Origin of the sequence: Pseudoalteromonas sp. SWN29 (genome assembly GCF_015864465.1) — a bacterium.
In the GTDB taxonomy this organism is placed as follows: Bacteria; Pseudomonadota; Gammaproteobacteria; order Enterobacterales; family Alteromonadaceae; genus Pseudoalteromonas.
Genome location: NZ_JADYXE010000022.1, coordinates 39,028 through 55,407, shown reverse-complemented (window position 1 = coordinate 55,407; position 16,380 = coordinate 39,028). Strand labels below are relative to the sequence as shown.

The following is a 16,380-nucleotide window of genomic DNA, read 5'->3' as shown; positions in this document are numbered from 1 at the left end:
AATAATGAGTTTATTTGCAGATCGCTTAGTACGATACGATGATTTAATTCCGTGTAAGAACGCCTTTATTGATACGCGTTCGCCTGGTAGTGATCAAAAAGAAAATTTTACTATTATAGGTCCAGGTGTTGCAGAAAACCCTAATCAGCATGTGCATATTTCTATACCACATGGGTTTAATATTGGTGGCGCTCGCCAACCTGCTGGGTGCTTAAACTCGCAGCATAGCCACTTAACCGAAGAAATATTTGTTGTACACAGTGGCACATGGGCATTTTATACCGGTGTAGACGGTAAAGACGCTAAGGTAATTTTAAACGAAGGTGATATTATTTCGATTCCTTTAGATATTTTTAGAGGATTCGAAAACGTAGGTAATGGTATTGGCTACTTATATGCAGTGCTTGGCAGTGACGATCCGGGTAGAGTACTTTGGGCTCCACAAGTATTTGATATGGCAAAAGAGTTTGGCCTTATTTTACTTGAAAATGGCAGTTTAGTAGATACAACGCTCAATGAAAAAGCCCCTGATGGGGTTAGTCCAATGGCTGTTACTAGCAGCGAACAAATAGCGCAGCACCGAATAATAACAGACGAAGAGCTTGCGCAAACAGTGGTCAGAGCAAGTGATTTTAATTGGAACAAGCACTCTTACCTAAGCCAATTCGAAGGTGTTTACGAAGCACCGCTAGTGGGTAATTTAAATGCCGATACGCCTATTCAAACACAACTAAATTGGCCACATGGATTTAATATATCAGCGTTAAAACTCCAACCAAATGCAAAAATAGCAAAACACATTCGTTTTGAAGAAGAGGTTATTTTTGTTCATCAAGGTAGCTTAACCATTGATTTAGGCGATGAAGTATTAACGCTTACTCAAGGAGATACATTTTCAGTTCCTATTGAGCATAGCCGAGCGTTTAGTAATGAAGCGAAAAATGATTGTATTGTGTATATTACTCGCAGGAATGATTCGCCAAAAGATCCGCAATTTATTTAAACTTTAATGCCATATGTAATTTAAGGCACTTAGCTTGTTTTAGCTAAGTGCCTTTTTCGTGGTAAAAAACCAGTAACCAGCATAGTGCCTACAATTACAAATAGTGCGCCTAGTAATGTATTTGGCCCTATTTGCTCATCTAAAAATAAATGCCCCCAAAATATGCCAAATAATGGAATTAAAAAGGTGACAGTGAGTGCTGAAGTTGGGCCTATATCGTCAATAAGTTTAAAAAATAATATATACGCAAGCGCGGTACATACAACGCCCAGTACTAATACACCTAGCATAACGTTGGTGGTTGGAACTTCACGTATTGGCATAAATAAAATAAGTGGCAATACCATAAAACTCGACGCCCACATTGAGCCATGAGCGTTATCGAATGGGGCCAATTTGGGCGCATTTTTAGTGTAATGCGATGCAATGGCATAGCAAAGTGAAGCGCTTAATGCTGCTACTATGGCTATGATTGATTGGCTATTTAATACAAAGTGATTTTGCCCAACAAGTATTGCAACACCTATCAAGCCAAGCAATAAACCAAGCACCATACTTTTGGTCGGCTTTGTTTTTGTCCATAAAATACCTACTACTGCGCCCCAAATAGGGGTTGTTGAATTTAAAATTGATAAAGTAGAAGCGCTTATAGTTTGTGCTGCATAGGCAAAAAATAAAAACGGCAAAGCTGAATTAAACGCGCCTATAATAAAAAAGTGTTTTTTGTGTTCAATAAAGGCTAAACGGCGCTTTAAGTATAAGGCAACAATAAATAAAGTAACTGCGGCAAAGCCAACTCTAAACTCAATTAATACTGCAGGCCCCAAGCTGTTAGCTGCCATTCGCATAAATAAAAATGATGCGCCCCAAATAGCGGCCAGAAAAAATAATCGCAGTAAGCTTGCTAAGGTCATGATAGTATTTTAATTATGCATATTGGGCTTTAGAATAGCAGGGTTTATAAACACTGTAAGCCATATTCGGAACTGGCATATAAAAATAATAAATTAAGGACAAGAATGAAAAAGTTCTCCGTAGCTGCAGCTTCTATGGTATTTATCACTTTGTTGGGTGGATGTAACTCTAGCCCAATCAACCTTTACAGTGATACCACCATGAAAAAGAATGAATATAATGGTATTAAAGCGTATCGAAAAGGGCAGTTTGAGGCCGCTTTCAATTATTTAAAAGAGCCTGCTGGGCTAGGCTATAAAAGCGCACAGTACACGTTGGCGTTTATGTTTTTAAAAGGCCAATACTTGGAGCAATCTACTAAACTAGGGATGGGCTGGCTAGGCGTTGCAAAGGAAGCGGGGGTTGAAAATTGGTCTGCGCAATACGATGCATTTTACAGTGCAGCGACTACGCAACAAAAACAACTAATAGATGAAACAGTTGCGGTGTATATAACGCAATTTGGCGTTAAGGCACAAAATATGACCTGTCGTCGTTCAACTTCGCCTAGGCGTACATTTGGTGAAGTTAAAATTGATTGCACTAAGCACGAAGGTATCGTTACCGAGCACGAAATACAAATAATAGAATAGAGTTATAGCTTTTCTAGCTTCTTTTCAAAGTCGCTTTTAACTATTTCAAGTGCTTTGAGTATTTCTTCTGGAGCAACATCGTGTTGCTCTAAAATCATTATTAAATCTACTGCAAGTTTAATATGTGTAGGGGCTTGATCAAGTGGGTTTGTCATTTAACTCTTTCTTTTTTGATATTTGGCTTATGGCAACGTTTATAGCTGTTTGCACGCGTTGTTCCATATGTATGCGTTCTGATTGTGGTAAATAAAATGCCATATCAACATCATAGCGAATGTATCGTGGTGGGAGCTGGTTTAGTACTGTACAGCAAAAGTCAGCCATTACGTCTTCATCATATTTTTCGTCAAGTTTAAGTTTGATAACTTCTTCGACTACAATTTTTTCGTAATAGTTGTGTATGTCTTCGTGTAATCGCATATTCCCACCGCTTTAAAAAATAATCCGTTTAACTGAGTCTATACTAAGGCTTGCTATAAATCGATAGCGGCTTTAAAGAGTTGTTTATGAACGTTAATTAGCTCACTTAAATTACGCTGATAACCTCCGCCTAGGGCGCACATTAATGGGATTTGTTGTTGCTTACAAAAGTTGAGAACAAAAAAGTCGCGCTTATATACGCCATCCAGTGATACATCAAACAAGCCTAACTCGTCTTTAGTATAAATATCAGCCCCAGCGTTATACAAAATAATATCAGGGTTATGAATGCGCACGCAAAAATCGAGTGCTTGGCTTACTGTAGCAAGGTATTCAGTGTCGGTTGTTTTAGCGGGTAATGCAAAATCGTAAGTAGACTGTTGTTTATTACGTGGGAAGTTTTGTTCACAATGAATTGAGCAGGTAATAATTTGGTCATTTTTTTGAGTGATTTGCGCTGTGCCATCGCCTTAGTGTACGTCGCAATCAAAAATTAAAACAGTGTCAGCTTGATCGGTATCTATTAAATGTGCAGCGGCAATAGCTAAATCATTAAAAATACAAAAGCCACTGCCAAAATCGCTATAGGCGTGATGATAACCACCGCTCAAGTTAAAGGTTAGATCGTGACTAAAAGCCGCTTCAGCTGCTTGAATACTCCCGCCAATTGATAAAAGAGTACGCTCTACAAGTTGCTGCGAATAGGGAAATCCCATCTTTTTAATTGCTTTATCGCTTAACCCGCCAGCTAAAAAGTCATCTATATAACGTTGGTTATGACATAGCGCAAGTTTAGATGCGGTTGCTTTTTTAGGTTCTTGAAAAGCACTTGCCAAAACACCGAGGCTTTCTATTTCGGTTTTAAGTAGCTGATACTTTTGAATAGGAAAGCGATGACGTTCTGGCAGTATAAGGTCTGAATACAATGGGTGATAATAAAGCTGCATAGTAAAGTGCGCCTTAACGCAGTTGTTGTTTTTCTACTTGTTGTATTTTGTCCTCAGTGGCAGAAATTGCTTTTCTGCAGCGACCTAACCGAGCATGTGTGCTTAATATTTCAAGGTTAAGCTTTTGTGCTTTAGCAGGCGAGGCTTTATCCATTTGCATTTTACGCTCTTCAATCATGAGCACTAACCGACGTTCAAACTCATGGTTTTGTTTTAATTCGTCATAAAGCTCGTGCGATGATTGCATTATTTTTTGTACAGCGTGCTTATAAACAGTTTGCTTAGGACGAGGTTTATAATGGCTTTTGTTTTCTTTAACCCAAATAGGCGTTGATTTAATAACATTAAACACGGCTTGTACTTGTGCGCCAATGCGTTCAAGTGCGTAGGTATAAGCATGACGATGCTCGCTTGGCGGTAATCGTGACACTTCGTCTTCAATTTCTATTACGTAATCGGCTAGGTTCATGCTTTTTGTACTAAAAACTGCGCGGTCAAACAAGCTCGGTTGCGCCTGCATATAACGGTTTTTAGAAAACAGTTTAGCTTTATCAAATTGCTCAGCTTGTTGTTTTAGCGTTGCAACTTGTTGGCGTAGTTTATCTAAAGCCATTGAATGCATATTAAAAGTAAGCCTCGTAAATTAGTTTTAATGCTAAAAGTATAACCATAGTATTAAATACAGGGCGAATAAATTTACTACCAAAGCGTATTGCCGAATGCGCGCCAAACCATGCGCCTAGCATAATAAAAAAGCCCATTGTTATACCAAGTAAAAAATTTACATGGCCGAGTGCTACAAAGGTAATTAAAGATATAAAGTTAGAAACAAAGTTCATTGAACGCGCTAAGCCACAATTGAGTAGCAAGTTCATTTTATAAAGCATGCCATTGGAGGCTGTCCAAAAAGTACCTGTACCTGGGCCTGCTAAACCATCAAAAAAGCCTAATGTTAAACCCTGCAGCCACTGTTTTACTTTCATCGCTTTGTTGAGTTTAGGGAGTTCATCACCTTCGGTAGTACTTAAATTACCAAATAAGCTATAAGCGGCAACTAAAATAATAATAATAGGCAGTAGCTTGTTTAAAAAGTCGATACTTAAATGGTCAACAATAACAGTCCCTATCAATGCACCTATTGCGGTTGCAATAACGGAGGCAGCCCAAAACTTTGGACTAAATAAGTTCTTTTTATAATAGGTATAGCTTGCTGTTAGGGAGCCAAAACTTGCAGCTAGTTTATTGGTGCCTAATGTTAAATGTGGAGGTAAGCCAGCAGTTAATAAAGCGGGCACAGTTAACATGCCACCGCCACCGGCGATAGCGTCTATAAAACCTGCGGCAAGTGCAACAGCACATAAAACAGCCCAGGTAGTTGGATCGAGTGCGAGTTCAAACATTAATAATCTATTTGTCTTTTAAAAGGTGGTAGGGTGTCGAGCATGGCTTTACCGTATCGCTTAGTAACTAAGCGTCTATCGAGAATAGTAATACAGCCTTCATCACTCTCTTTTCGCAGCAGTCTACCACAGCTTTGTACCAATTTCTTCGCGGCGTCTGGCACGGTAATCGTTAAAAACGGGTTGCCGCCTTTGCTTTGTACAAATTCTGCTTGCGCTTCTTCTATAGGCGAAGTAGGTACAGCAAACGGGATTTTAGTAATTATTAAGTTCTCTAAATATTTTCCTGGTAAATCAAGGCCTTCTGAAAGGCTTTGTGTTCCAAATAAAATACTGCCTTTGCCTTCGTCTACATTTTTAGTGTGTAATTTAAGCAACGCTTCTCGCGACATTTCACCTTGTACTAATAAGTTAAAACCTTTTGTTCTAAGAAACTTTGTTACATGGTCCATTTGCCAGTAAGAAGCGAACAATACAAGGTTCGCTTTTTTATCATTTAGGTACTCTGGTAAAGTTTTAGCTAGGTGATCACTAAAGTCTTTATCGGTAGGTTCTACTTTAGATACCGGAATACGTAAAGTGGCTTGTTTGGGATAATCAAAAGGAGAAGGTACTTTAATAAATTTAACGCCTTCTTCTTTAGCAAGCCCTGTTTCGTAAGCAAAGTGATCGAACGAGCCGAGTGCACTTAATGTGGCAGAGCACAAAACAGCGCCTGCGCATTCGCGCCATAATTTATCTTTTAGGTAGTAACCCACTTCAATAGGGCAGTCGCTTAATAAGTGATCGTGATGGCTTTTGTATTCAAGGCGTTTTATCCATCGTGCATGCGGAGCACCTTCACCTTTTTTAGCATAACTAAACCATAGTTTGTTTAGCTGCTCTAAGCGGTTTATGTATTGCCCGCTTTCGCCTAGTATTGGGTCGGCAACGTAAGGTTTTATGTCGCCATCGCTAACATCTTGGGTAAGGGTGTCGTGCATTTTGTTTAAACAGCGCAGCGCATCTTGCGTGGCTTCGCTTATGTCTTTTGCTTTACTGTGCAATGATTTTGGAATTTCACCGTGTTCAAAACGATAAGTATCGTCTTTTGAATACTCAAAATCGGCATTATCAAGAATATCGCGCACTACTTTTAAATCTTTATTAGCGTCATTAATGCTGTCGCAAAGTTTAAAGTTTTGTCCAATAGCTCTTTGCCCCACTAAAATTTTAGCCATTTTCCCGCTAAACTTGGTGAGCTTATCAAGCCATTCTATCGTGCCTTTAATTGTGGCAGCAGCTGATGAAAAGTCGCGTGTGATGTGCGCTAAATGATGCGCTTCATCAATAACATAAATGGTATTGTCGGGTTCTGGTAAAATTTTACCACCGCCTAAGTCTAAATCAGCAAGTAGTAATGAGTGATTAATTACTAGCACATCCATTTGCATTAATTGATTACGAGCAAGCTGAAACGGGCACGTTTGGTGTGCTTTCATTTGGCGTTGGCAAGAATGCTTATCGCAGGCTATTAAGTTCCACACTCTGTCGGGTACTGTGTCAGCCCAGCTGTCTCTATCGCCTTGCCATTTTTTATTTACGTAAGCGTTATATAACTCATTTAAACATTTGGTTTCCATTGCGCTCAGTGGTGAAGTAAGCGTTGGCATAAAATCCATTTGTGTTTGGCTATCGCCATTAACCGCGTTATGTAATTTATGAGCACAAATGTAACGATGGCGACCTTTTACCAAATCAAATTTAAAGTCGAGGCCTGAATGCTTTTTAAAAAATGGCAGTTCTTTTGCTATTAATTGTTCTTGCAGTGCAACGGTTGCGGTAGAAATAACTAGCTTCTTTTTTTGCGCTAAGGCAAGCGGTAATGCGCCTAAACAATAGGCAAGAGACTTACCGGTACCTGTGCCTGCTTCAATAACACATATGCGTTGTTTTTTGTGATATTCGCCTGCAAGTGTTTTTGCTATTTCGGCTACAAGGTAATTTTGGCTGCTGCGAGGGCGATAATCGTTTAGGTTACTAGCCACATGCTGGTGTACTTGCCTAATTGTTTTTTTTAGTGAGTCAGAAAGCATGGGATGATTTACCTAAAGTATGTATATAATTACAGTGCTATGGATTTTAGAGTTATAAGAGTGTAACTACAAGAAGTGATGAAATTAATTTAGCAAAATAAAGTCTCTGAGTGTTTATTTAGGTTGAGTGTATGGCTTTAAAGCATTTTTAATTAAGTAAAAACTTACATATATATGTATAAGGTTTAGTAATAGTGTACTTAACAGCCGGTTTTATTGTTTCTTCTCATGCTTATGATACTGCAAACGGCATATGTTACGAAGCGTGGTTTTGTAGTGATAAAGGACCTATAAAAACGGTGTCGGCTAACGAAAATGCACTGTTTTTTATCAAAAGCAAAGATGCTGAAATAGCGAATGAAATATTAGTAGCTGAATCACTTAACTTTAATATTAAAAGTCTTGAGCTAAAAAACTTTCAGCAAGAAGATATGTCGGCCTGCTACTTCAAATCACTAAAGCATTTTTATTCTGCTGCTAAAGCTTTAAAGCAACGTGGAGTTGTATTATTTGAAGAAGATATTCGACCAATAGAGCGCTATTTAATGGAGCGCTTTATAAAAGGTGGAGCTTGGATGACGGGTAATGTATTTAAACAAGATGGCTATACATTAATAACCAACGCTAAATTAAAAGCGAATGAAGAATATTTCCCAACTCTTAATAAGCTCTCGTTAGACATTGAATGTAACGAAAGTGGGGTTTTGTTTTCTATTGGACTCGTGGGCTGTAATTTAGACTGTGTTTTAATGATTGGCGAGCCAGAAAGAGAGGCTACCAACCTCGAGTTTGATATTATTTGGTGTGTAGATGAGGCCGAGCTCTTAAAGGGATTAGAGCATTTTATTAAGCTTAGCGATCCTGATGTAATAATTGGCTGGAATGTAATTGAGTTCGACTTTGCTGTTATTCATGAAAGAGCTGAAGCACTCGGGATTAAGTTATTACTGGGTAGAGGAAATCAGCCTTTATATGTTCGAAAAGGGCACTTTACTCGAGTATCGATATCCGGGCGATGTGTAGTTGATGGAATAGACACTTTAAAAAATGGCACATATAGCTTTGAGAGCTTTTCGTTAGCTAATGTTTCAAATCAAGTGTTGGGTGAGTCTAAATTAATCGATTCGGGTAATAGTCTCCAGGAAATTATTAGGCAATTTAACGAAGATAAACTTTCTTTAGCAAAATATAATCGACAAGATTGTATTTTGGTAAATAAAATTTTTGATAAATTAAAGCTACTCAATTTTTCTATTATAAGAACAAAGCTTACGGGGTTAGAGCTTGAAAAAAAGGGCGGCTCTGTTGCTGCTTTTATCAATATGTATTTACCATTACTGCATCGCAGTGGTTATGTTGCCCCAAATATGGGCGATCATGGACTTACATTTGAAAGCCCCGGTGGTTATGTCATGGAGTCTATTCCTGGCCTTTATAAAAATGTCATTGTTTTAGACTTTAAAAGCCTATACCCCAGTATTATGCAAACTTTTTACATTGATCCACTCGGACTAATAGAAGGTCTGAAAAATCCTGAGCATAGTGTGCAGGGATTTAATGAAGCCGTATTCTCGCGAGACAAACACCACCTCCCTCTACTCGTTAAAAGCTTAGCGTCTCAAAGGCAGCTCGCCAAAGATAATCAAGATCAAATGCTTTCTCAAGCAATCAAAATAATAATGAATAGTTTATATGGCGTTCTAGGCTCAAAAGGATGTCGGTTTTACGATCCTAGGTTATCGAGCTCTATTACGTTAAGAGGGCACGAAATAATGCTACAAACTAAAAAATGGATAGAAGAGCTTGGTTATAGCGTTATTTATGGCGATACCGATTCTACGTTTATTAAGTTGGATGATGATTTAACCCACGACGAGTGTAATGAAATTGGCGTGTTTTTAGCTAAAAAGATAACTACAGATTGGATTAACGAGATTAAACAAACGCACAACTTAACAAGTCATTTAGAAATAGAATTTGAATCTCTTTATAGCCCTTTCTTTTTGCCAACCATAAGGGGAAAGCTAGTTGGCTCTAAAAAGCGCTATGTCGGTAAATTAATTAAACCAAACGAATCAAAACTAGTATTTAAAGGATTAGAAACAGTAAGAAGTGATTGGACTAAACTTGCTCAACAATTCCAGTTCGACCTATTTACTAGTCTTTTTGATGGAAATTTAAATATAAATGACCTTGTTAAAGACTATACAACAAAGTTATACCAAGGTGATTTTGATCATTTACTCATTTTTAAAAAGAGATTAGGTCAAAATTTAATCGATTATAAGAAAAATATCCCCCCTCATGTTCAAGCAGTTAAAAAACACCAGAAAAAAAATAGCGAATTTACGGTCAATAGGGGTGAATTTGTTACATTTGTTTACACAACTGCTGGAGTTGAACTATATCAAGGCTTTCATAGCTATGACTATGCAATTTATTTAGAAAAGCAAATTGTACCGCTAATTGAAATGGTCGATCTTATTTCGAACTACAATGTTTATTCTGGGTTAAATTCTCAGGATGAGCTTTTTTAACAATACCCAAAACAGCAACAATATGGTGTTTTTATCTTCTAAACCTTCCTGCACTTCCTTTTTATTGCGTTATTTATTCTTTTTTGCAAAATCCTATTAACTTTTATTGGCTTTTCAGTGTTTTTTGTTTATTATTTGTTTCAGTTACTGTTAAAAAGCTGTAACAATAAAATAAATAATGATTGCTACTATTAAGTAGTGACACCAGGGAGAATCAAATGTTAAATAATCAAGTAGCTAAAGCGGTGCGTATCGCACTTGCTTTTGGCGCAGCCTCAACAGCTGTTTTTTCAGCAAACTCTTTTGCAGCTGAAGATGAAATCGAAAAAGTAGAACGTATTCAAGTCACCGGTTCTAGAATTAAAAGAACTGACTTAGAAACATCTAGCCCTGTAACAGTAATGACTGCTGAAGAGATCAAGCTAAGTGGTTTTACTCGTGTTGAAGATGTTTTAAACCAACTTCCACAAATAGAAGCCGCTCAAAGCTCATTCTTAGCTAATGGCGCAACAGGTACTGCAACTGTTGATTTACGTGGTTTAGGCTCAAACAGAACTCTAGTGTTAATAAATGGTCGCAGAATGCAGGCTGGTAGTATTACCTCTCAAGTTGCTGACATTAACCAAATTCCAGCCTCTTTAATTAAACGCGTTGATGTACTAACAGGTGGCGCAGCTGCAGTATACGGTGCAGATGCCGTTGCTGGTGTTGTTAACTTTGTTATGGATGATGAGTTTGATGGTATTTCACTAAATGTGGGCTCATCAGGCTTTCAGCACAACAATGATAACAAGTACATGCAAGGTTTGATGGATGACAAAGGTTATGACTACGATACAGGTAATACTGGAATCGATGGTAAAGCTTATAGCATCGATTTTACTGTTGGTGGTGGATTTGATGGTGGTAAAGGTCATGCCGTAGGTTATGTTACTTATAACCGTCAAAACGAATTAGTACAAGGTACTCGAGACTATTCATCGTGTGCTTTAGGTGGCAATGGCCAGTCATGTAGTGGTTCTGCTACGACTCCAAATCCTCATTTTGATATTTACCCGGTTGTAGACGGTGATGTTGATTACGATCAGAATCTTTTTGGTTATCTGAATCCAAATGGCCAAGGTTTTATGGAAGATGATGGCTACCGTTACAACTTTGCACCGGTAAACCATTTTTTACGTCCAAATGAGCGTTTTACGTTTGGTACATTTATTGATTATGAAATAAATGAACACTTTAGACCATATTTAGAATTTTCATTTATGCACAACAGAACAGCAGGCCAAATCGCTGAATCTGGTACTTTTTATAACGAAGAAATTTTATTCGATTATAACAACCCATTATTATCTGATCTTCAAAAAGAACAACTACAAACGTTATTTGGCCAAGGCAGCGATGACCAATTTGTTGCATACATTGGTAAACGTAACGTTGAAGGTGGTCCACGAGAGGATAACCTTGAGCATACGTCATACAGAATCTTGACAGGTATGGAAGGTGAGATTAACGATAGCTGGTCTTACGATATTAGCTATAACTACTCTGCAACAACATCAAGCTCAGTTTATAAAAATGACTTACTTTCGCCAAAAATTGCTCCACGCGTTGGCGCTGTAGGTACAGAGTGTGATACTGCAGATGGTTGTTTGCTATATAACGTATTTGAATTAGATGGTGTTACCGCAGAGCAGGCTGGGCAATTAGCTGGTGTTGGAACACAAACCGGTTTAGTAACACAGATTATTTACAGTGGTTACGTTACCGGTGAATTTGATTGGAGCCTACCTTCTGCATCAGCTCCTATCGCTGCAGTATTCGGTTTTGAACGTCGTGAGCAAGATTATGAACGTGTTTCAGATACGGTATACGAAGAAGGTCAACTATTAGGTCAAGGTGGTCCATCTCCAAGTTTGTACGGTGCTATTGATGTAAATGAAGTTTATGGTGAATTACAAATTCCTGTACTTGACGAGTTAAATGTATCAGCCGCTGCTCGCTGGTCTGATTATTCAACAACAGGTTCAGACACTACATACTCAATTGGTACAGATTACACGATTGCAGATGCATATAAACTAAGAGCAAGCTATGCAAAAGTTGTGCGCGCACCAAATGTTGGTGAGTTATTCTCTGCACAAAGTATTAGCTTATGGAGTGGTGCGGATTCGTGTTCAGGCGATACCCCTGCATTCTCACAAAGTCAGTGTGAAAATACTGGTGTAAGTGCTTCACAGTACGGTGGTATTGGTGAGTCTCCAGCGGGTCAATATAACCAATTCGCAGGTGGTAATCAGTTACTAGAACCAGAAGAAGGTGATACATTTACAATCGGTTTAGTTGCAAATCCATTAGATGGATTCAACTTCTCAATTGATTACTTCAAGATTGAAATTGAAAAAGTAATTGGTGTTGTAGGTGCAGAAAGAATTATTAACAACTGTGCTGAAACAGGCGATGCATTCTTCTGTGACAATGTTACTCGTAGCCCATCTGGCAGCTTATGGTTAGGTCAAGCTGGTTTCGTTACAAACTTGAGCGATAACATTGGTGGTCAAACATGGGAAGGTGTTGACTTTACAGCAGCTTACAAAATGGACCTAGAAGAAGGTGCATTAAACTTTGATATTAATGGTTACTACAGCATTCAAAAAGAAGTTGAACCTATTTTAGGTGATGCGGATTTAGCTTACGATTGTTCAGGCACTATTAGTACAGACTGTTTTGCATCTCCGAAATGGCGTCACACAGCTAATGTAAATTACTTACGTGATGATTGGCGTGTTGGTGTTAAATGGCGTTATTACGGAACTGTAGATTATGAAGGAACTGCAGATACGTTATTAATTGATGATGGTGGTATAGAAGCATATAACTTTATTGATGTTTCGGGTAGCTACTCATATAACGAGCATTTAACCTTTACTGGCGGTATGAATAATATCTTCGATAAAGAGCCACCGTTAGTTGGTAACACTGTAGCTTCTAATGCAAACACTGTAGCTGGTTTTTATGACACGTTAGGTCGTTTTGTTCATGTAAGCTTTAACTTGAAATTCTAATATTAGAAATTTAATTAAAAGGCCCATAGTCACGTGACTATGGGCCTTTTTTGTATTTAACACATTGCTTTAATAGGTGTCTTTTAAGTCAGACCCTAATATGAATTTTTATACTTCTAGCTATCGTGAATTTTAAGTGTGATATTTACTTTTTAAATTTAACCTCCCCCGATTCAAACTTTACCCCACTCTAAAAGATACACATTTACCTTTGTAACTCTTTTGCTGTAATAAGGTTGCAAAACTATTTTTTCTAAACATTCATTCCAAAAATCAATAAGTGCAAAAATTACATTAATGTTATTTTTGCACCGTGTTTATTTTGTGTTACCTTAACTTGTTGTAACTAAAGGCATTTTTTTAGTTAGCCAAGTGTTGACCTTTTGGTTGGGTTGGGACTACTATTCAAATCGAAATAGGTACTGTGATTAATTACAGACCAGGTAGAAAGTAAAATAATTAAAATAGTATTCTAGGGAGAATCCAATGTTAAATAATCAAGTTTCAAAAGCTGTTCGCTTAGCGATTGCTTTTGGTGCAGCATCTACAGCTGTCTTTTCTGCAAACTCGATGGCTGCTGATGAAGGCGTTGAAAAAGTAGAGCGTATTCAAGTTACCGGTTCACGCATAAAGCGAACTGATATTGAAACAACTGTACCAATTACATCAATTGGCCGAAGCGATATTATTCAAATGGGCGCATTGAATGTAGCCGATGTATTGAATCAGTCACCAGTTACTATTGCTGGCTCAAACCAATCAAATAGTGCATTTGGTACTACGGGTGTTGGCTTAAATACAACATCGCTACGTAATTTAGGTTCTTCAAGAACATTAGTATTAGTTAACGGTCGTCGCTTTGTATCAGGTGTTTCACCTTCAACTGGTTATGCGGTTGATTTAAACGCAATTCCAGCATCAATGATTGAGCGAATTGATATTCTTAAAAGCGCTTCATCTGCAGTTTATGGTTCAGATGCTGTTGCAGGTGTTGTGAATATCATAACACGTAGCGATTTTGAAGGTGTTGAGGTTAATGCTCAAACAGGTATTTCAGATGAATCCGATCGTGAAAAATACTCTTTAAACCTTACGGCAGGTAATACATGGGATTCAGGTAGTGTTACAATTGCAGCTGGATATGATGACGATAAAGGCCTTAAATCATCTGACCGTAATTTCTCTAAATATGACCAAGCTATATTTTTGAATGATGAAGGTGGTGAATATGTAGGTGTTCAAAACTCTTCATACCCACCTCAAGGCCGTGTTGGCGGATATAATGCTGATGGTACACCTTATGTCGGTGATGAGAATTCATTCAATCGTGCTTCTTATCGACAGTTAGTGACTCCGCTTGAACGTAAATACGCAGCAGTTAACTTTAAACAAGATATTTCAGATAGTGTTCACTCTTTCACGGAAGTAAACTGGAATTCATCTAAAACATACAACTCAACTACTGAGCCTACACCTTTTACTACTGACGACGTATATCTGCCTTCACGTGGCGGCGTTGGTGGCATTAAGCTAGGTAGCCCTTTAGTGCCGGAATTGTTGCGCCAAAATTTAATGGCTGATAATCCAGACTTAACCGCGGGTGATAATATCCCTACGTTAGTTCGTCGTATGGTTGAATTTGGTGCACGTTCGACAGACTTAGAGCGTGATACTATTCGTATTGCTACAGGTATTGATTGGGACATTAATGACAACTGGCTTTTAAATACATATATTTCTTGGGGTAAAACAGACCAACGTCAAGAAAATGGCGGCCAAATTAATGTTGAACGTGCTGCTAATGCACTTGATGTTTATACTAACTCAGCGGGCAATGTTCAGTGTTCAAATGAGCTAGCTGTTTTACAAGGCTGTGTACCTTTAGATTTATTTGGTGCAGGAACTTTATCTGATGAAGCTGTGGCGTATGTAAAATCACCAGCAAAATCTCAGGGTCAAGTTGAACAATTTATATTCTCTACAACTCTTTCTGGTGAACTACCAATTGAACTAGAAGGTGGTATGGTTGGTTTGGCTGTAGGCGCAGAACATCGTCTTGAAAAAGGTTCATATTCTCCAGGTGATTTAGCTCAAACTGGTGCATCGAGTACGAATAAATCGGATCCTACTGATGGAAGTTTTTATACTAACGATGTTTTTGTAGAAACTGTTTTACCAGTACTAGAAAATGTTGAACTAGATTTAGCCGCTCGTTACTCAGATCATGAAATTGTTGGTGGCCAAACAACTTGGAATGCAGGTGTTCAGTATTCTCCAACTGATACAGTAAAACTAAGAGCATCAGCTGCACGAGCAATTCGTACACCAAATATTGCTGATCTATTTGGTGGTAGAGGTGAAACATTTGCTGGTATAACAGACCCTTGTGATTCAATTACTGCATCATCAACAGGTAATGTTGCGGCAAACTGTCTTTCTATCCCAGAAGTTGCTAACAGAGTTGCTGCTGATGGTGGATTTAATTTGACAACAATTGAACGCCAAAGTACCGGTGGTTATGTTGGCGGTAATGAAGAAGTAAAAGAAGAAACTTCAGATTCATTTAGTGTTGGTGCTATATGGCAAGTAACGGATGAGTTCTCATTAACTCTAGATTACTACGATATTGCTGTAGATAATGCAATTGCGACTACAGGTAGAACAACAGTATTAAATCGATGTTACGGTGTTAGCCCATCTGAATTTGATTCAAATTGTGGTGGTGCAATACGCGACACTAGAGGTGCTTTAACAGAGGTAAGTTCTGGTACAAGTAATGAAAATGATTTAAGTACAAAAGGATTAGATATTGAATTAAGCTACAAACAAGAGTTTGCTTACGGCGAATTCTCTGCTGATTTAATATGGAATCACTTGTACGAATACCTTGAAACATCGATTGAGTCAGGTGAAGAGATTGACTACAGAGGTGAAGTATTAACGCCTACAAATCGAGCAAACCTGAACTTAGGTTATGCAGTCGATGACTTTGCGGTATCATGGCGCATGAAGTACTGGGCAAGCTCAAATGATAGTAATATCGAAGGTAACCAAAACTTCTCAACGGGCGCTCCGTTAGACAAGTTCAATAGATTCCCAACTGTTATATATCATGACCTATCAGGTACTTATAACATTGCAGATGGTACAGATGTTACTTTATCAGTTAGAAATGTTTTTGATAAACAACCTCCTGTAGCAAACCAAAGCTCTGTAAGTGGAGCAACAGGTGTAAATACTGTTGGTGAAGCTTATGATGTTACTGGTCGTTACTTCCAATTGAGTTTTACTACTAAATTCTAATTGTTATTTATATAAGAACGATAAAAACCGCGATTTTAATCGCGGTTTTTTTATGAATAAATTTTATATACATTAATAAATTATGT

At 38.1% G+C, this 16,380-nt stretch carries 11 protein-coding genes and 1 pseudogene; 5 read left to right on the top strand and 7 right to left on the bottom strand.

The annotated features are described in order from the left end of the window. Positions 1–4: 4 nt before the first annotated feature. Complete coding sequence (locus tag I6F53_RS10270; protein WP_166420260.1) at positions 5–1,003, top strand: cupin domain-containing protein; 999 nt, start codon at positions 5–7, stop codon at positions 1,001–1,003. Positions 1,004–1,032: 29 nt separating this feature from the next. Here I6F53_RS10270 and I6F53_RS10265 read toward each other — a convergent pair whose 3' ends face one another. After that, on the bottom strand, positions 1,033–1,917 hold the full coding sequence (locus tag I6F53_RS10265) for a DMT family transporter (RefSeq protein WP_166420261.1): 885 nt from the start codon (positions 1,915–1,917) through the stop codon (positions 1,033–1,035). 105 nt (positions 1,918–2,022) lie between these two features. Here I6F53_RS10265 and I6F53_RS10260 point away from each other — a divergent pair, with 105 nt between their 5' ends. Beyond that, positions 2,023–2,550, top strand: coding sequence for a sel1 repeat family protein (locus I6F53_RS10260; RefSeq protein ID WP_166420262.1), 528 nt, complete (start codon positions 2,023–2,025; stop codon positions 2,548–2,550). Between the two features lie 2 nt (positions 2,551–2,552). Here I6F53_RS10260 and I6F53_RS10255 read toward each other — a convergent pair whose 3' ends face one another. The 6 genes and pseudogenes from I6F53_RS10255 to dinG form a co-directional block, all read right to left on the bottom strand. After that, positions 2,553–2,705 carry a DUF2496 domain-containing protein gene (locus I6F53_RS10255; protein WP_166420263.1) on the bottom strand — a complete coding sequence of 51 codons (153 nt, stop codon included), beginning with the start codon at positions 2,703–2,705 and terminating at the stop codon, positions 2,553–2,555. Continuing rightward, on the bottom strand, positions 2,689–2,970 hold the full coding sequence (locus tag I6F53_RS10250; RefSeq protein ID WP_166420264.1) for a late competence development ComFB family protein: 282 nt from the start codon (positions 2,968–2,970) through the stop codon (positions 2,689–2,691). Before I6F53_RS10250 ends, I6F53_RS10255 begins: the two co-directional genes overlap by 17 nt. Before the next feature lie 53 nt (positions 2,971–3,023). Continuing rightward, a pseudogene (locus tag I6F53_RS10245) lies at positions 3,024–3,917 on the bottom strand (histone deacetylase family protein). 13 nt (positions 3,918–3,930) lie between these two features. Further along, positions 3,931–4,539 carry a primosomal replication protein gene (locus tag I6F53_RS10240; RefSeq protein ID WP_165740536.1) on the bottom strand — a complete coding sequence of 203 codons (609 nt, stop codon included), beginning with the start codon at positions 4,537–4,539 and terminating at the stop codon, positions 3,931–3,933. 1 nt (position 4,540) lies between these two features. Beyond that, positions 4,541–5,317, bottom strand: a complete 777-nt coding sequence (locus I6F53_RS10235; protein ID WP_166420265.1) for a sulfite exporter TauE/SafE family protein — start codon at positions 5,315–5,317, stop codon at positions 4,541–4,543. Further along, on the bottom strand, positions 5,317–7,392 hold the full coding sequence (gene dinG / locus I6F53_RS10230; protein WP_166420266.1) for an ATP-dependent DNA helicase DinG: 2,076 nt from the start codon (positions 7,390–7,392) through the stop codon (positions 5,317–5,319). Before dinG ends, I6F53_RS10235 begins: the two co-directional genes overlap by 1 nt. A 194-nt stretch (positions 7,393–7,586) precedes the next feature. Between dinG and I6F53_RS10225 the strand changes: the two genes are divergently transcribed. The 3 genes from I6F53_RS10225 (at position 7,587) to I6F53_RS10215 (ending at position 16,294) form a co-directional block, all read left to right on the top strand. After that, positions 7,587–9,929, top strand: a complete 2,343-nt coding sequence (locus I6F53_RS10225) for a DNA polymerase II (protein WP_197239448.1) — start codon at positions 7,587–7,589, stop codon at positions 9,927–9,929. A gap of 218 nt (positions 9,930–10,147) precedes the next feature. Then, a complete protein-coding gene (locus I6F53_RS10220) occupies positions 10,148–12,991 on the top strand; it encodes a TonB-dependent receptor domain-containing protein (protein WP_166420268.1) in 2,844 nt (947 codons plus the stop codon). Between the two features lie 486 nt (positions 12,992–13,477). Continuing rightward, positions 13,478–16,294 (top strand): TonB-dependent receptor plug domain-containing protein, encoded by a 2,817-nt coding sequence (locus tag I6F53_RS10215; RefSeq protein ID WP_166420269.1) that lies wholly within the window; start codon positions 13,478–13,480, stop codon positions 16,292–16,294. Positions 16,295–16,380: the final 86 nt, after the last annotated feature.

Coding starts and splice junctions, on each gene's coding strand:
- I6F53_RS10270 (WP_166420260.1), top strand. CDS start 5: ATGAGTTTATTTGCAGATCGCTTAGTACGATACGATGATTTAATTCCG.
- I6F53_RS10265 (WP_166420261.1), bottom strand. CDS start 1,917: ATGACCTTAGCAAGCTTACTGCGATTATTTTTTCTGGCCGCTATTTGG.
- I6F53_RS10260 (WP_166420262.1), top strand. CDS start 2,023: ATGAAAAAGTTCTCCGTAGCTGCAGCTTCTATGGTATTTATCACTTTG.
- I6F53_RS10255 (WP_166420263.1), bottom strand. CDS start 2,705: ATGACAAACCCACTTGATCAAGCCCCTACACATATTAAACTTGCAGTA.
- I6F53_RS10250 (WP_166420264.1), bottom strand. CDS start 2,970: ATGCGATTACACGAAGACATACACAACTATTACGAAAAAATTGTAGTC.
- I6F53_RS10240 (WP_165740536.1), bottom strand. CDS start 4,539: ATGCATTCAATGGCTTTAGATAAACTACGCCAACAAGTTGCAACGCTA.
- I6F53_RS10235 (WP_166420265.1), bottom strand. CDS start 5,317: ATGTTTGAACTCGCACTCGATCCAACTACCTGGGCTGTTTTATGTGCT.
- dinG (WP_166420266.1), bottom strand. CDS start 7,392: ATGCTTTCTGACTCACTAAAAAAAACAATTAGGCAAGTACACCAGCAT.
- I6F53_RS10220 (WP_166420268.1), top strand. CDS start 10,148: ATGTTAAATAATCAAGTAGCTAAAGCGGTGCGTATCGCACTTGCTTTT.
- I6F53_RS10215 (WP_166420269.1), top strand. CDS start 13,478: ATGTTAAATAATCAAGTTTCAAAAGCTGTTCGCTTAGCGATTGCTTTT.